This is a genomic window from Allocoprococcus comes, from assembly GCF_013300725.1.
Classification (GTDB): domain Bacteria; phylum Bacillota; class Clostridia; order Lachnospirales; family Lachnospiraceae; genus Allocoprococcus; species Allocoprococcus comes_A.
In genome coordinates this window covers 133,639-150,063 of record NZ_JAAIMM010000002.1, presented here as the reverse complement: position 1 = coordinate 150,063, position 16,425 = coordinate 133,639, and the positions used below count along the sequence as shown (strand labels likewise).

The window sequence follows — 16,425 nt, the reverse complement described above, 5'->3', positions numbered from 1 at the left end:
GAGCATATAACAAACACATTCAAAAAAGGAGGGAATTTACAGTGAAATTAGAAGTAGGTCACATTTTTATTAACGACATTCAGTTCGCATCTGAATCAAAGATCGAAAATGGTGTTCTTTATGTTGACGAAGAAGCTGTAAAGGCAATCGTTCTTGAGGACGAAAAAATCAAAGGTGTTAAATTTGATATCGCAAAACCAGGTGAAAGCGTTCGTATCACTCCGGTTAAAGATGTTATTGAACCACGTGTTAAAGTTGAAGGAAGAGGGGGAGTCTTCCCAGGCGTTATCGCAAAAGTTGACACTGTAGGAAGTGGTAAGACATATGCATTAAAAGGAATGGCTGTTGTAACAGCTGGTAAGATCGTTGGATTCCAGGAAGGTATCATCGATATGTCTGGCCCGGGTGCAGAATACACACCATTCTCTAAACTGAACAACTTAGTAGTTGTTTGTGAACCAGTTGACGGAATCAAACAGCATGAATATGAAAAAGCTGTTCGTCTTGCTGGATTCAGAGTAGCAGTTTATCTTGGGGAACTTGCTCGTGAACTCACACCAGACGAGACAAAGACATATGAAACATACGGAATCATGGAAGGAAAAGAAAAATTCCCGAATCTTCCGAGAGTTGCTTATGTACAGATGCTTCAGAGTCAGGGACTTCTTCATGACACATATGTATACGGTGTTGATGCAAAGAGAACACTTTCTACAATCATGAACCCAACAGAAGTTATGGACGGAGCTATCGTATCTGGTAACTGCGTATCCGCTTGTGATAAGAACCCGACATACGTTCATGAAAACAACCCGGTTGTACATGACCTGTTCGAAGAACACGGAAAAACAATCAACTTCGTTTGCCAGATTCTTACAAACGAAAACGTATACCTTGCTGATAAGATGCGTTCATCTGACTGGACAGCTAAGATGTGCCGTCTGTTAGACCTTGATGCAGTTATCGTATCTCAGGAAGGATTCGGTAACCCGGATACTGACCTTATCATGAACTGCAAGAAGATCGAAGCTGAAGGTGTTAAGACTGTAATCATTACAGACGAATATGCCGGACGTGACGGAAAATCTCAGTCACTCGCAGATGCTGATCCAGCTGCAGATGCAGTTGTAACTGGTGGAAATGCTAACCAGGTAATCGTACTTCCTAAGATGGATAAAGTAATCGGAACAGAAGAATTCGTTACAATCATTGCTGGTGGTAATGAACATTCTCATCGTGAAGATGGAACAATCGAAGTTGAAATTCAGGCCATTACCGGTGCTACAAATGAAACCGGATTTGGATATCTGAGTGCACGCTAGGAATGGAGGACGTAAAGATAATGAGTAAAATTAAAGTTGTACATTATATCAATCAGTTCTTCGCTCAGATCGGTGGAGAAGAAAAAGCTGATTATCCTGCTGAACTTCGCGTAGGCGAAATCGTTGGACCTGGACAGGCTCTGACACAGCAGTTTGGAGAAGAAGCAGAGATTGTAGCTACAATCGTTTGTGGTGACTCTTACTTCAATGAAAACCTTGACAAAGCAAAAGCTGATATTCTTGAAATGGTTAAGAGCCAGAATCCTGATATCTTCATCGCAGGACCTGCTTTCAATGCCGGACGTTATGGTGTTGCTTGCGGAACTATCTGTGATGCAGTACAGGAAGAACTCGGAATCCCTGCAGTAACTGGTATGTATGTAGAAAACCCAGGTGCTGATATGTTCAAGAACAAAGTTTATACAGTATCTACTAAGAACAGCGCAGCTGGTATGAGAGATGCAGTTAAGAAACTTGCTCCTCTTGCTCTTAAGATCGCTAAAGGCGAAAAAATCGGTGCTTCTTGTGAGGAAGGTTACATGCCGAACGGAGTTCGTGTAAACTTCTTCGAAAAAGAACGTGGATCTAAGAGAGCTGTTAAGATGCTCCTTAAGAAACTGGCAGACAAGCCATTCGAGACAGAGTATCCAATGCCATCATTCGACCGTGTTGATCCACAGCCGGCTATCAAAGATCTTAGCAAGGCTACAATCGCACTTTGTACTTCAGGCGGAATCGTTCCGAAAGGAAATCCGGACCACATTGAAAGTTCAAATGCTTCTCACTACGGAGAATATGACATCACAGGTGTTATGGATCTTACAGAAGAAACATACGAAACAGCTCATGGTGGATATGACCCGGTATATGCTAACGAAGATGCAGACCGTGTACTTCCGGTAGATGTTATGCGTGAATTCGAAAAAGAAGGCGTTATCGGAAAACTTCACAACAAATTCTATACAACAGTTGGTAACGGTACAGCCGTAGCTTCTGCAAAAGCTTTCGCTGAGGAATATGCTCAGAAACTTATCGCAGACGGTGTTGACGCAGTTATCATGACCTCTACTTGAGGTACCTGTACACGTTGCGGTGCAACAATGGTAAAAGCAATTGAAGCAGCTGGACTCCCGGTAGTTCATATGTGTACAGTAACTCCGATTTCCATGACAGTTGGTGCGAACAGAATCGTTCCTACGATCGCTATTCCGCATCCACTTGGAAATCCGGCCCTTGAAAAAGATGAAGAGTACGCTCTTCGTAAGGGACTTGTTGAAAAAGCTCTGAAAGCTCTGACAACAGAAGTAGACGGACAGACAATTTTTGACAACTAAACATAAGTTAGAAGGTCATGTAATTTTATTAAAAAAGGAGAGAACGTTATGAGCAAAGTTTATGACGTGATCGTCCTGGGTGGCGGACCTGCAGGTTTATCTGCAGGTCTGTACGCAGGAAGAAGCCGTCTTTCAACACTGGTAATTGAAAAAGGAAAAGATGGTGGACAGATCGCAATCACAGATGAAATCGAAAATTATCCTGGACAGATCGTAGAAGGGGAAAGCGGTCCTTCTCTTATCGCAAGAATGACACAGCAGTGTGAAAAATTCGGCGTTGAGAGAGCATCAGACGTAATTAATGAAGCACATCTGGAAGGCGATATCAAAGTACTGAAGAGTGCGAAAGCCGAATATCAGGCAAAAACGGTTATCATCGCAACCGGAGCTTTTGCAAGACCGATCGGATGCAAAGGAGAAAAAGAATTCATGGGTAAGGGCGTTTCTTACTGCGCTACCTGTGATGCAAACTTCTTCGAAGATTTTGAAGTATACGTAGTAGGTGGAGGAGACTCTGCAGTAGAAGAAGCTATGTACCTTACAAAATTCGCAAGAAAAGTTACAATTATTCACAGACGTGATGAACTTCGTGCAGCAAAATCCATTCAGGAGAAAGCATTCAAGAACGAAAAACTTCACTTTATGTGGGATACAGTTGTAGAAGAAGTCGGCGGTGACGGAATCCTTTCTGAGATGACTGTTAAGAATGTTAAAACAGGTGAACTCACTAAGATCGTAGCTGATGAAGATGACGGAATGTTCGGTGTATTCGGATTTATCGGAACACTTCCAAACTCTAAGATCTATGAAGGAACAGGTCTTGAGATGGATGAGAGAGGATATATCCCGACAGATGCAGATATGCATACCAATATCCCAGGTGTATTCGCAGCAGGCGATATCCGCGTTAAGAGCTTAAGACAGGTTGTTACAGCCGCTGCTGATGGAGCTATTGCAGCTACACAGGCAGAAAAGTACATTAACGAATTATAAGAACACACTATTTAATAGAGTGAGGAGGACATTTGACATGTTAGAAGTAGATAAGAAAACATTTGAAGACGAAGTCTTAAAAGCAGAAGGTTATGTATTCGTAGATTTCTTTGGTGATGGATGCGTTCCATGCCAGGCTCTGATGCCGTTCGTACATGAAATGGCAGACAAATACGGAGATAAGATCAAATTTACATCTCTGAATACAACAAAAGCTCGTCGTCTTGCTATCGGACAGAAGATCCTTGGTCTTCCGGTTATGGCTATTTACAAAGATGGCGAAAAAGTAGAAGAAGTAGTAAAAGACGATGCTACACAGGAAAGCATCGAAGCAATGATTAAGAAATATATTTAATCATTATTTAAATTTGGTGAGCCGCGCACAGGCGGCAAGAGCTGTCTGTGTGCTCACAATATATAATCGCGTAAAGCGTGTAAAACTATTAACAAAACAAAATTTTAAAAGAAAGGAAGGAGGAAAAGACATCATGGCAATTTTAAAAGATAAAAAAGTTGTTATCATCGGTGACCGTGACGGTGTACCGGGACCAGCAATCGCAGAATGCGTTAAGACAGCTGGCGGAGATGTAGTTTTTTCTTCAACAGAATGTTTCGTCTGAACTAGCGCAGGCGCAATGGATCTGGAGAATCAGAAAAGGGTAAAAGAATTTGCTGAGGAGTACGGCCCGGAAAACGTAGTCGTAATCGTAGGCGCAGCTGAGGGAGAAGCAGCAGGACTTGCTGCAGAAACCGTTACAGCAGGAGACCCGACATTCGCAGGTCCGTTGACAGGGGTCCAGCTTGGACTCACGACTTATCATGTATGTGAACCAGAGTTAAAAGAAGAATTTGACCCGGCTGTTTACGATGAACAGGTAGGCATGATGGAAATGGTGCTTGATGTTGATGATATCGTAGACGAAATGTCAGCAATCCGCGACGAATATTGCAAATACCTCTAAGATAAAGAGGGGTATACCTTCAAAGCGGAATATCTGAGATAGAGGTACAGGCGGCAGGATTCTTCCTGCCGCCTGTTTTATTGCCAGGCATATTGGGAACATGCTGGTATTGCATTAGTGAATTGCCTAGCAGATCAGAAATGTGCCAGTGATACATTTCTGATGAAAGCTTGTTTAGCGCATTCTGCCAAAATTCTTTTGAATTCAGGACAGGTAGATTATACGCGCATATCACGGAGAAATGAATGATGGTGACATTCGCAGAAAAGAATGTCAGGAAAGGTGGAAACCAGCGATGAACAGTGTAATTAAAGGAGCAGGATATGTACTCGTACATACCCCGGAAATGGTAGTTTACAACGGAACAACACAGACAACAGAAAGAGTTGTTAATCCGGAATCAGAATATTTAAAAGAACTTAGAGATCATCTTCGGTCATATGAAACATGTGTAAATTATTGGCCGAATCAGGTATATATTGGAAATGCAACACCGGACGACCTTACCCAGGTTGAATTTCCTTACTACGATAAAGTAAAAGAAGGCGCAGAGCGTTACGGAAAATACGGTGAGATCATGCCGGAAGACGAATTCCTTCTTTTAGCTCAGGCTTGCGACATGTTCGAAGTTGTTATGCTTGAGAAAGGATTTGTAGCAGCTACAAAAGAAAAATTTGCAGCAGATCCGATCATCACAGACGATATCGTAGAAAAAGTAATCGAAGGATTCGAAATCTCAGAAATCGAACACTTTGTTAATGAAGAGCATGCTGAAGGTCTGTATCATGAAAACAAACTGGTAGGCTGTGTAAAGAGAGCGCATGACATTGATGCAAACCTTTCAGCTCATGTTATGCATGAAAACATTATGAGTAAGGCATCCAGCGTGCTCGCCCTCCTCTATGGTGTAAGAAATGCAGGAATCGAAAAGACAGACGTTGAGTATGTCATCGACTGTGCAGAAGAAGCTTGTGGTGATATGAACCAGCGTGGTGGTGGTAACTTCGCAAAAGCAGCAGCTGAAGTTGCAGGACTTCTGAACGCAACAGGTTCTGACTCACGTGGATTCTGTGCCGGACCATCTCACGCACTGATCGAAGCAGCAGCTCTCGTAAAATCAGGCGCATACAAATGTGTAGCTGTAACAGCTGGTGGTTGTACAGCAAAACTTGGTATGAACGGTAAAGACCATGTAAAGAAAGGTCTTCCGATCCTGGAAGACTGCCTTGGCGGATTCTGTGTAATCATCGCAGAAAACGATGGCGTAAACCCGGAAATCAACCTGGATATCCTTGGACGCCATACAGTAGGAACAGGAAGTGCTCCGCAGAACGTAATCGGAAGCCTTGTAGCTGATCCACTGGAAAGAGCAGGACTTAAGATCACAGATATCGATAAATTCTCTCCGGAAATGCAGAATCCGGATATCACAAAACCGGCAGGAGCCGGAGATGTACCGCTTGCTAACTACAAGATGATCGCAGCTCTTGCAGTTAAGAGAGGCGAACTTGACAGAAAAGAACTTGCAAGCTTCGCAGGAGAACACGGACTGACAGGATGGGCACCGACTCAGGGACATATTCCTTCAGGTGTACCGTACATCGGATTTGCAAGAGAAGATATCCTTGCAGGAAAGATCAATAAAGCCATGATCATCGGAAAAGGAAGTCTGTTCCTTGGACGTATGACCAACCTCTTCGACGGTGTATCTTTCGTAATCCAGGCAAACACTGGAGCAGAAGATAACAGCGGTGTATCAGAAGAAGAAGTAAAAGGACTGATCGCAAAAGCAATGAAAGATTTTGCAGCATCATTAATGGCAACAGAAGAATAAGAAAGGTGGACAAACAAAATGGCAAATGGAATTGAAAGAATGATTGCCGACACCTTTATGGAGATGGCGCAGGGACTGGAGACAGGAAGCTTCGGAAAGCGCCCGAAAGTTGCACTGACCGGAATGGGAAGCGAACATGGAGAAGAAAACTCTATGGCAGCGGCAATTGAAGCGGCAAAAGACGGAATTGATGTATATTATATCGGAACATTAGAAGCAGAAGGCGTAACAACTGTCAAAGTGGCTAACGATGAAGAAGGTCATGACAAGATGGAAGAAATGCTGAAGAATGGGGAAGTAGATGCAGCAGTAACCATGCACTTCCCATTCCCGATCGGTGTATCTACAGTAGGACGTTGTGTAACACCGGCAACTGCAAAAGAAATGTTCATCGCTAATACAACAGGAACATCCAGCACAGACCGTATTGAAGGAATGATCAAAAATGCGATCTACGGAATCATCGCTGCAAAAGCTTGCGGCAAAAAGAATCCGACAGTTGGTATCCTGAATGTAGACGGTGCACGTCAGACAGAAAAAGCTCTGAAGAAACTGCAGGAGAACGGATATCCGATCGAATTTGCAGAATCAGGAAGAGCAGACGGCGGATGCGTTATGAGAGGAAATGACGTTCTCCAGGCATCACCGGATATCATGGTAACTGATTCCCTGACCGGAAATATCATGGTAAAAATGCTTTCTTCTTTCACAACAGGCGGAAGCTTTGAAGCTACAGGATTTGGATATGGACCAGGAATCGGAGAAGGATATGAACAGCTCGTTATGATCGTATCCAGAGCATCCGGAGCACCGGTTATCGCAAATGCTATCCGCTACGCAGCACAGCTGGTAAGAGGAAAAGTATTTGAAGTAGCAAAAGAAGAATTTGCAGCTGTTAAGAAAGCTGGATTAAAAGAAATCCTCGATGAGCACAAAGCTTCTCAGAAACCGGCAGCGGCTGAAGAAGAAGTAAAAGAGCCACCGAAGGAAATCGTTACAGCACAGATCCCTGGAATTGAAGTTATGGATCTGGAAGACGCAGTCAAAGTACTGTGGAAACTCGGCATTTACGCAGAAAGCGGAATGGGATGCACAGGACCAATCATCCGTGTATCAGACGCAAACCTCGCAAAAGCTGAGGAAGAACTGAAAAAGAGCGGATATATTAACTAATAAAATCTGCCTTTTTATAAACACTCTCACTCTAATTCAGGAAGATGGGCTTTCCGGTCGTAAGACCGGGAAGCCTTTTTCCTTGCGAAAAACTGTTTATGCAGAAAGATTGTACGTTGTTTGTCACAGATACTGTGAACAGTAATGATTGTACTGTTTTGTGTACGAAAAAATTTTTGGTTGATTTTTAGAATAGGAAATAGTATCATGACAGTTATAAATCCGAGAAAGTGAGAGGGAGCAAGTCATGGATACGCAATTATTACTGAAAACGGCGATGCTTGCCGGTGAAATGATGCTGCGAAGCGGAGCGGAAACGTATCGTGTGGAAGATACCATGCATCATATACTGAAGACGGCGGATCACATCGAGATGGCAGAAGTTCTGGTGATCATGACCGGAATTTCCGCGACGATCAAACTGGAGAATGAAAAGGCAGTTAGTGTTACAAAGAGAGTAGAAGAACGGGATACCAATCTAAAGCTTGTCGTAGATGTTAATGAGATTTCCAGGCAGTATTGTGGAGATGATCTGACACTAGAGCAGGCATATGAGAAGCTTTCGACGTTAAAACAGTTCGAGTTCAGCCGCAAGACAACCAACCTGGCAATGATGGGGGTTGGTGTGGGATTTACAATTTTTTTTGGCGGATCCATTGCGGATACCGGGGCAGCGATTGTTGTAGGTCTTTTCCTTGTGGCTTTTGTATCAGCGGGACAGGATCTGAAATTTCACCCATTTATTCAGGATATTTTCGCAGGATTTGGTGTTGCATTTGCCTGCTGCCTTCTGAAAGAAGGTCTGGGTGATCAGATGAATATGGATACTGTTATGATAGGAAGTTTCATGCCTCTTGTACCGGGAATGGCAATCACTAATGCTGTCAGGGATACCTTGCGGGGGGATTATCTTTCCGGTGGTGCAAGAGTGATGGAAGCTTTCTTAAAAGCACTTGGGATTGCAATTGGAATTGGTATTGGGCTGGCGCTTTGCGCAAAAATTTTTTAACAGGAAGGAGAGTACAAAAATGAACAGTACTGTTTTGGAAATGATCATCCGGGTATTTGGAGCGTTTTTATCTATTTACAGTTTTGCGGTTCTCCTTCAGGTTCCGCGCCGCTTTGTTCTTCAGGCTGGTATCGTAGGAGCAATTGGCGGATTTGTTTATCTGCTTGCAATACATTTTGGCAGGGGAGATGTGATGGCATCTTTATATTCAGCAGTTGCAGCTGCGGTTGTTTCGCATATTTTTGCGAGAGTTTATAAGACACCGGTTACTTTGTTCCTGATTGCCGGGGTCCTTCCGACTGTTCCCGGAAACGGGATGTACCAGACGGTTCATTATCTGATCGACGGGAACGAGGCGATGTCCGAATTTTATCTGATCCAGACATTAGAGATCGCAGGCGTAATCTCTCTTGCAATTTTTGTCGTGGATACCTTTTTCCAGGCTTTTCAGAAGAGTGAGTGGAAGCAGAATTCCATGAAGTATGTACGAAAGATCGTTCCTGGAGCTGAGGAACCGCAAAATACAGAAAAATGGGAAAAATAGTGGCTTCGGAATGCTTGAAGTAAAAAAGGGAATGTGTTAGTATTATAAAGATGAACATATATTTGAATGTCATAGAGAACTGTGAAGAGTTTATTTTCACAGTGAAAATAAAACAGAAGTTAAAGAGAGGAACACTAAAATGAAAAAAGTCAGAACAAGATTTGCACCGAGTCCGACAGGTAGAATGCATGTCGGTAATTTGCGTACTGCATTATATGCATACCTGATCGCAAAACATGAAGGCGGAGATTTTATGCTCCGTATTGAAGATACAGATCAGGAAAGATATGTAGAAGGTGCATTGGATATTATTTACAGAACACTGGAGAAGACAGGCCTTGTTCATGATGAAGGACCAGATAAAGATGGCGGTGTCGGACCATACGTTCAGAGTGAAAGACAGGCTTCAGGAATTTACATGAAGTATGCCAAGCAGTTAATTGAACAGGGAGATGCATACTATTGTTTCTGTGATAAAGAACGTCTGGAATCCTTGAAGACTTCTGTATCAGAGGATGGAACACAGATTGTAAATTACGACAAGCATTGTCTGCATCTGAGTAAAGAAGAGATAGAAGCAAATCTTGCAGCCGGAAAGCCATACGTTATCCGTATCAATATGCCGACAGAGGGAACCACAACTTTCCATGATGAAATTTATGGAGATATTACCGTTCCGAATGCAGAACTGGATGATATGATCCTGATCAAATCAGACGGATATCCGACCTATAATTTTGCGAACGTTATTGATGATCATTTGATGAATATTACACACGTTGTCCGTGGAAATGAATATCTTTCTTCAGCACCGAAGTACAACCGTCTTTACGAAGCATTTGGATGGGAAGTACCGGTCTATGTACATTGCCCGCTGATTACAGATGAGAACCACAAAAAGCTCAGCAAGAGATGTGGTCATTCTTCTTACGAAGATCTTCTGGATCAGGGATTTGTAAGTGAAGCAATTGTAAATTATGTGGCACTTCTTGGATGGTGTCCGCAGGATAACAGAGAAATCTTCTCGCTGCCGGAACTTGTTGAAGCATTTGACTATCATCATATGAGCAAATCACCGGCTGTATTTGATATCAATAAGTTGAAATGGATGAATGGCGAATACCTGAAAACTATGGATTTCGACAAATTCTATGAGCTTGCAGAGCCATATATCAAGAAAGTGATCACAAAGGATTATGATCTGAAGAAGATTGCATCTCTGATCAAGAGCCGTATTGAAATCCTTCCGGATATCAAAGAACAGATTGATTTCTTTGAAGCCGTTCCGGAATACGATACTGCAATGTACTGCCATAAGAAGATGAAGACCAACGAAGAAACTTCTCTGGAAGTATTAAAAGAAATTCTTCCGAGACTGGAAGCATGGGATGATTACAGTAATGACGCATTATTCGGACTGCTGAAGGGATTTGCAGAGGAAAAAGGTTATAAGAACGGATATGTGATGTGGCCGGTAAGAACTGCAGTTTCAGGAAAGCAGAATACTCCGGGTGGAGCGACTGAGATCATGGAAGTTCTTGGTAAGGCAGAATCTGTAGAAAGAATCAAGAATGCAATTGAATTATTAAGCAGATAATATACAGATATAAAAGTATGCATGGGGGACGGATTTCTTTTTTCGCATAATGCGGAAGGGGAATCCGTTCTGTTGTATTACATATGAGAAGGGGAGTTCATGAAACTAAACAGAGGACAGGATGAAGCGATAAAGCACGGGAATGGACCGTGTATGGTGCTGGCACCGCCGGGTTCGGGAAAGACGCTTATTGTCACAGAACGTACCCGTTATCTGATCGAGGAGAGCGAAGTACGCCCGGATCAGATCCTTGTAATTACTTTTACAAGATATGCAGCACGTGAAATGAAGGAACGCTTTGAAAGGCTGACTGCCGGGAAAAATTATCCGGTAACGTTTGGGACCTTTCACAGTATTTTTTATGGAATTCTAAAATGTGCCTATGGGATTGGTGCGAATAATCTGATGTCTGAAAAAGAGTCCTCTGTACTTTTACAGGAGGTCTTAGATCAGACCGATATTGAATCAACACCTGAGGTAGAAGATGAAGAGGAACTGGTGAGAGAACTTCTGCGGGAAGTCGGTATGGTAAAGAACGGACTTTATCATCTGAAAGATTTTCACAGTAAGTATCTTACACAAGATGAGTTTGCAGAAGTGTTCCGCAGTTATGAGCATCAGAAAAAAGAACTGAAAAAATTTGATTTTGATGATATGCTGGTACAGTGTTATGCACTTTTCCGGAAAAAGCCGGAGATTCTGCAAGGATGGCAGAAGCGTTTTCAGTATATCCTGATCGATGAATTCCAGGATATCAACCGTGTGCAGTATGAAGTGATCCGGATGCTTGCAGCACCGAGATACAATTTGTTTGTAGTTGGGGATGATGATCAGTCCATTTACGGATTCCGTGGAGCAAAGCCGGAGCTGATGCTTTATATGAAGCAGGAATTTCCGGCACTTCGGACCATTTCACTGACGGTGAATTATCGTTCTACCGAATTTATTACCGGAGCAGCGGCAAGGGTGATTTTGCATAACGATACCCGTTTTTACAAGCGTGTACAGTCATTCCGGGGAAGAGGGCAGAATGTTCATGTGCAGGAAGTCCTGGATGAACAGGAAGAGGCGCAGTATGTAACGGAAGAGATCCAGAAGAAACTGGACCAGGGAATAAAGCCGGGAGAAATTGCGGTGCTTTTTCGGACAGCAGTCCAGGCACGAATGATTTCGGAAATATTAAGCGAACACCGAATCCCATTTGAAATGCGGGATTATGTGACTAATTTTTACAGGCATTTTATTGTAAAAGATATGATGGCATATCTGCAGTTGGCAGCAGGAAAGCGGGACAGGTCGCTTTTTCTGACAATCTGTAACCGGCCGCTCAGGTATCTGGCACGGAACAGTATGGAGAACCGGCAGGTGAATTTTGAGGATCTTCGTAAATTTTATTGTGATAAGGACTGGATGCTGGATATTATTGATCAGTTTGATGTGGATGTCCGTATGATGAAGAATATGGCACCTTATGCGGCAATCCAGTATATCCGGAAAAAGATCGGATATGATGATTTCCTGAAGGAATATGCCGAAAAACATCAGATTCCGTGGAAGCAGCTGATGGATGTGATGGCAGAGCTTGAGGAGAGGAGTAAAAACTTCAAATCCTATGATGAATGGGAAATCCATATTGCAAAATATACGCAGGAGCTGGAAGAACAGCAGGCAAAGGCAAGGAAGATCAAAGGAGAGCGGGAGAATAAGGTACAGCTGATGACGATCCATTCAGCGAAAGGACTGGAATTTGAGGATGTATTTGTGATCCATGCCAATGAGGGTGAGATCCCGCATCAGAAGGCAGAAAAGAAAGACGAGATCGAAGAAGAGAGAAGACTTTTTTATGTAGCACTGACCCGTGCGAAAAATAATCTCTGTATTTCCTATATTACACAAAAAAACGGGAACAGTATCAAACCGTCCCGTTTTGTGGAAGAGCTTTTAGGTCAGAGAATAAAATAATTATTCTTCAATATCAAAACCTTCAAATTCCTGTGTATCAAGCCATTCATCAAACTTATCCGCAGCGCGGTCATACTCATCATCATCTTCGATATTCTGAAGATCATGATCGGAGCCGCCTGTGGTATCACGGATAAAGCGATAGATCCATACGTCTCCGTCCTCATTTCCCCCGTCTTCATCGAGCGGAAGAAGTGCAATGTATTCGGTAGAATCCATATTAAAAGTTGTGATAATGGCGCATTCGATTTCCTCGTCGTCATCGAGTGTCAGTGTGACAACATCGGATTCAAGCAGATTATGTTCCTTTTCCATTGTTCAGTTCTCCTTTCAATCTGATACTATCACTCTAACAGAGTATGGGGATATTTGCAAGGGGAAAAGTATTGACATTAGCGGTAAAAAAGATACAATAAAAGAAAGGTTTCAGGGAGGTTTATTTATATGAAGAAAAAGATTTTTTCCATCTTTCTTGTGATGGTTCTCTGTATTGGCATGACTGCAGGCTGTAAGAAGAATGTTGGGACAAGCCAGGACAATGCAATAACAGAAGAGGACGATGACAGCAAGGAAGAGGCAAAAAGCTATCGTTTTGGATTTAGTTGTATTACCATGGAAAATCCATACTATATTACACTTGAGCAGGCACTGAGAGAAGCGATCGAAGCACAGGGAAGTACGCTGGTGACAAAAGATCCGGCGCTGAATGTAGACACCCAGATCGAGCAGATCCATCAGATGATCGAAGACGGACTGGATGCCATTTTTCTGTGTCCGGTATCAAGAGATGCGATCACACCCGCTCTGGAAGAGCTTAAGGAAGCCGGTGTAAAGATCATCAATATTGATACGGAAGTTAAGGATACGGATTATATTGATGCATATATTGGTTCAGATAATAAAGCTGCCGGACAGCTTTGCGGAGAAAATCTGATACAGCAGAACCCGGATAGTGGAAAGATTGTAATTCTGGAAGCTCTTACCCAGAATTCTATTGTAGAGAGGATTACAGGCTTTGAAGAAGCAATTGCCGGAAAGGGATTTGAGATTGTAGGAAGAGCAGATGTCAGCGGAGATTTGAACGAGGCAAGAGAAGCAGCTAACAAGATTTTTGCAGAGAATAAGGATGTTACGGCAGTAATGTGCGGGAACGACCAGATTGCGCTTGGGGCACTGGTTGCAGCAAGAACAGCTGGTCTTACTGATGTAAAGATTTACGGGGTAGATGGTTCTCCGGATTTGAAAAAAGAACTTCAGAAGACGGATTCCCTGATTCGCGGAACAAGTGCGCAGTCACCGATCAATCTTGGAAAAGAATCAGCCAAAATCGGTTTTGCTATTTTAAACGGGGATGATTATGAAAAGACAACGTATCTGGATGTATTTTTTATTGATGCCTCGAATGTAGATATGTATGGAGCTGACGGATGGCAGTAACAGGGGGAACAGTGGATATGAAGACAGCAGCGGGATTTCCGTTTCCACAGGGATGTACTGTGGAAGGACAGACAGTGAATTTTTCGGTAGCAGTTCCGGAAGGACAGACATGTGAACTGATCATTTATAAAAAAGGTGCCAGGGCATCAGTATTTTCACAGGAGATGCCATACTCTGATGTGGCAGGAAATCTACGCTTTCTCTCAGTGGTGCTGGAACGTCCGGAAGCTTATGAATATTGTTATAAAATCGGTGGAAAGATAGTTCCGGATCCATATGGAAAGGCATTTTCTGGCAGAGAACACTGGTCTGTGTCAAAGGAAAAGGAAAAGAGAAAACTGCGTACCCGGATCGTAGCAGATACATTTGACTGGGGAAAGTCACAGTTTCCGCATCTGGATAAGGAAGATGTGATCGCCTACAGTCTTCATGTCCGTGGATTTACAAAACACAGTTCGTCCGGAGTCGCACACAAAGGAACGTTTGACGGAGTTACGGAGAAACTGCCCTATCTTCAGAAATTGGGGATTAACCAGATCCATCTGATGCCGGTTTATGAATTTGATGAGAATCAGAGACATGTGAATTACTGGGGATATGGAAAAGCGTATTTCTTTGCACCGAAAGCATCATATGCGGCAGGAGATCCGGTGACTGAGATGAAGACACTTGTTCGTCAGATGCATCTTGCAGGAATTGAGGTTATTCTTGAGATGCCTTTCACAGAGGGAACTACGTTTTCTTTGATTTTGGATTGTCTGCGTTACTGGGTGATGCAGTATCATGTGGATGGATTTATTGTAAATCCATATATCTGCAATCCGGATGAACTTGCAAAGGATCCGGTGCTTGCGAAAAGTAAGATCCTCAAAAAAGAAGACGGATTCCAGAATGTGATGCGCCGTTTCTTAAAGGGAGACGAGGGCATGATCCGGGATGTGATCTGGCAACTGAAGAATCAGGATACACAGCTGTATAATTATATTGCAAGCCACAACGGATTTACGCTCTGTGATGTAGTTTCCTATGATGGAAAGCACAACGAAGCAAATGGTGAGAATAATCTGGATGGTCCGGATTACAATTACAGCTGGAACTGTGGGGCAGAAGGGAACAGCCGGAAAAAGGCGGTTAACGAGCTGCGGAAGAATCAGATATTTAATGCGTTCTTTTTGCTTTTATTTGCACAGGGAATGCCGTGTATCCTTTCTGGGGATGAATTTATGAATACCCAGAAAGGGAATAATAATGCATACTGTCAGGATAATCTGATATCATGGCTTGACTGGAACCAGCTTTCCAGACAGGAAGAATTATATACATTTGTATGCCGACTGATTGCACTTCGCAAAGCCTGTATGAAGCAGATAGCGAAAAAATCAGAAGACACGATGGGCAGAAGCGGAATCCCTCAGATTTCCTATCATGGGGAGGATGCGTGGCAGATGCCGGCAGGGCGTGCAAGCAGACAGCTTGGTGTATTCTATCATGAAGAAAGTACAGAGAAGAACTTTTATATTGCATATAATATGCACTGGCTTTCTCATTCGTTTGCACTTCCTTCCCTTCCAAAAGGAATGGAATGGGCGTGCATGGCAGGGACAAAAGAAGGGGTCCTGGATGAAAAAGAAGCAGTTCCGGTAAAAGATAAGAAGGTTCAGCTGGAGGAACGAACGATCAAAGTTTTTGTTGGAAGGCAGGCTAAAGAATGAAAATCTGGAAACATTTTTGCACCATAACACATCACAAATATCTGGTTATGAAGAACTGCTTTAAGGTAGGACTTTACAGGCAGGGACTTTTGCATGATATGTCGAAGTACTCTCCGGCGGAATTCTGGGTTGGGTGCAGGTATTTCCAGGGGAACCGGAGTCCGAATAACGCGGAAAGAGAAGAAAAGGGCTATTCTTCGGCATGGCTTCACCATAAAGGGCGCAATAAACATCATTATGAATACTGGATTGACTACGGACTGGAAGGGGAACCAATGCTTACCGGGATGAAGATGCCCAAAAAGTATGTGGTCGAGATGTTTATGGACCGGATCGCAGCATCCAAGATTTATATGAAAGATAAATACACGGATGCATCACCGCTTGAATATTATCTTCACGGTATTGCAGGAGACTGGATGCATAAGGATACCAGGGCACTTCTGGAAGAACTTCTCTATATGCTCGCGGCAGACGGGGAAGAAAAAACTTTTGATTATATCCGGAATACCGTGTTGAAAACGAATGATTATTAGAAAAAGAGGA

Annotated in this window: 15 protein-coding genes; 14 read left to right on the top strand and 1 reads right to left on the bottom strand. The window is 43.0% G+C overall.

Features of this window, described 5'->3' with window-relative positions:
• The first annotated feature begins 41 nt into the window (after nucleotides 1-41).
• From G4407_RS01970 to G4407_RS01920, 11 genes are all read left to right on the top strand, one after another.
• Nucleotides 42-1,322, top strand: a complete 1,281-nt coding sequence (locus G4407_RS01970; RefSeq protein ID WP_173687569.1) for a glycine/sarcosine/betaine reductase component B subunit — start codon at nucleotides 42-44, stop codon at nucleotides 1,320-1,322.
• Between the two features lie 20 nt (nucleotides 1,323-1,342).
• Nucleotides 1,343-2,656, top strand: coding sequence for a glycine reductase complex selenoprotein B (gene grdB, locus G4407_RS01965; protein WP_173687568.1), 1,314 nt, complete (start codon nucleotides 1,343-1,345; stop codon nucleotides 2,654-2,656).
• Between the two features lie 48 nt (nucleotides 2,657-2,704).
• Nucleotides 2,705-3,649, top strand: a complete 945-nt coding sequence (gene trxB, locus G4407_RS01960; RefSeq protein ID WP_173687567.1) for a thioredoxin-disulfide reductase — start codon at nucleotides 2,705-2,707, stop codon at nucleotides 3,647-3,649.
• A 37-nt stretch (nucleotides 3,650-3,686) separates the two neighbouring features.
• Nucleotides 3,687-4,004: a thioredoxin TrxA gene (gene trxA / locus G4407_RS01955; protein WP_008375313.1), complete on the top strand. Its 318-nt coding sequence runs from the start codon at nucleotides 3,687-3,689 to the stop codon at nucleotides 4,002-4,004.
• 133 nt (nucleotides 4,005-4,137) lie between these two features.
• Entirely contained in the window at nucleotides 4,138-4,611 is a 474-nt protein-coding gene (gene grdA, locus G4407_RS01950; protein ID WP_117558227.1) for a glycine/sarcosine/betaine reductase complex selenoprotein A, read from the top strand.
• Between the two features lie 295 nt (nucleotides 4,612-4,906).
• Complete coding sequence (gene grdC / locus G4407_RS01945; protein WP_173687566.1) at nucleotides 4,907-6,445, top strand: glycine/sarcosine/betaine reductase complex component C subunit beta; 1,539 nt, start codon at nucleotides 4,907-4,909, stop codon at nucleotides 6,443-6,445.
• Nucleotides 6,446-6,463: 18 nt separating this feature from the next.
• Entirely contained in the window at nucleotides 6,464-7,618 is a 1,155-nt protein-coding gene (grdD, locus tag G4407_RS01940) for a glycine/sarcosine/betaine reductase complex component C subunit alpha (RefSeq protein WP_118217888.1), read from the top strand.
• Between the two features lie 247 nt (nucleotides 7,619-7,865).
• Nucleotides 7,866-8,627 carry a threonine/serine exporter family protein gene (locus G4407_RS01935; protein ID WP_173687565.1) on the top strand — a complete coding sequence of 254 codons (762 nt, stop codon included), beginning with the start codon at nucleotides 7,866-7,868 and terminating at the stop codon, nucleotides 8,625-8,627.
• A 19-nt stretch (nucleotides 8,628-8,646) separates the two neighbouring features.
• A complete protein-coding gene (locus G4407_RS01930; protein ID WP_243259120.1) occupies nucleotides 8,647-9,171 on the top strand; it encodes a threonine/serine exporter family protein in 525 nt (174 codons plus the stop codon).
• A 139-nt stretch (nucleotides 9,172-9,310) separates the two neighbouring features.
• Nucleotides 9,311-10,768, top strand: a complete 1,458-nt coding sequence (gltX, locus tag G4407_RS01925) for a glutamate--tRNA ligase (RefSeq protein ID WP_173687564.1) — start codon at nucleotides 9,311-9,313, stop codon at nucleotides 10,766-10,768.
• Nucleotides 10,769-10,867: 99 nt separating this feature from the next.
• Nucleotides 10,868-12,730, top strand: a complete 1,863-nt coding sequence (locus G4407_RS01920; RefSeq protein WP_173687563.1) for an ATP-dependent helicase — start codon at nucleotides 10,868-10,870, stop codon at nucleotides 12,728-12,730.
• Here G4407_RS01920 and G4407_RS01915 read toward each other — a convergent pair whose 3' ends face one another.
• Nucleotides 12,731-13,045 carry a DUF1292 domain-containing protein gene (locus tag G4407_RS01915; RefSeq protein ID WP_173687562.1) on the bottom strand — a complete coding sequence of 105 codons (315 nt, stop codon included), beginning with the start codon at nucleotides 13,043-13,045 and terminating at the stop codon, nucleotides 12,731-12,733.
• 129 nt (nucleotides 13,046-13,174) lie between these two features.
• Here G4407_RS01915 and G4407_RS01910 point away from each other — a divergent pair, with 129 nt between their 5' ends.
• Genes G4407_RS01910 through G4407_RS01900 form a run of 3 tightly spaced genes read left to right on the top strand, consistent with a single transcriptional unit; the run spans nucleotide 13,175 to nucleotide 16,415 of the window.
• Entirely contained in the window at nucleotides 13,175-14,167 is a 993-nt protein-coding gene (locus G4407_RS01910; RefSeq protein ID WP_173687561.1) for a sugar ABC transporter substrate-binding protein, read from the top strand.
• Nucleotides 14,158-15,879, top strand: a complete 1,722-nt coding sequence (locus G4407_RS01905; RefSeq protein WP_243868742.1) for an alpha-amylase family glycosyl hydrolase — start codon at nucleotides 14,158-14,160, stop codon at nucleotides 15,877-15,879. The genes G4407_RS01910 and G4407_RS01905 overlap by 10 nt, the downstream gene beginning before the upstream one ends.
• Entirely contained in the window at nucleotides 15,876-16,415 is a 540-nt protein-coding gene (locus tag G4407_RS01900) for a DUF5662 family protein (protein WP_173687560.1), read from the top strand. Before G4407_RS01905 ends, G4407_RS01900 begins: the two co-directional genes overlap by 4 nt.
• Nucleotides 16,416-16,425 lie beyond the last annotated feature (10 nt).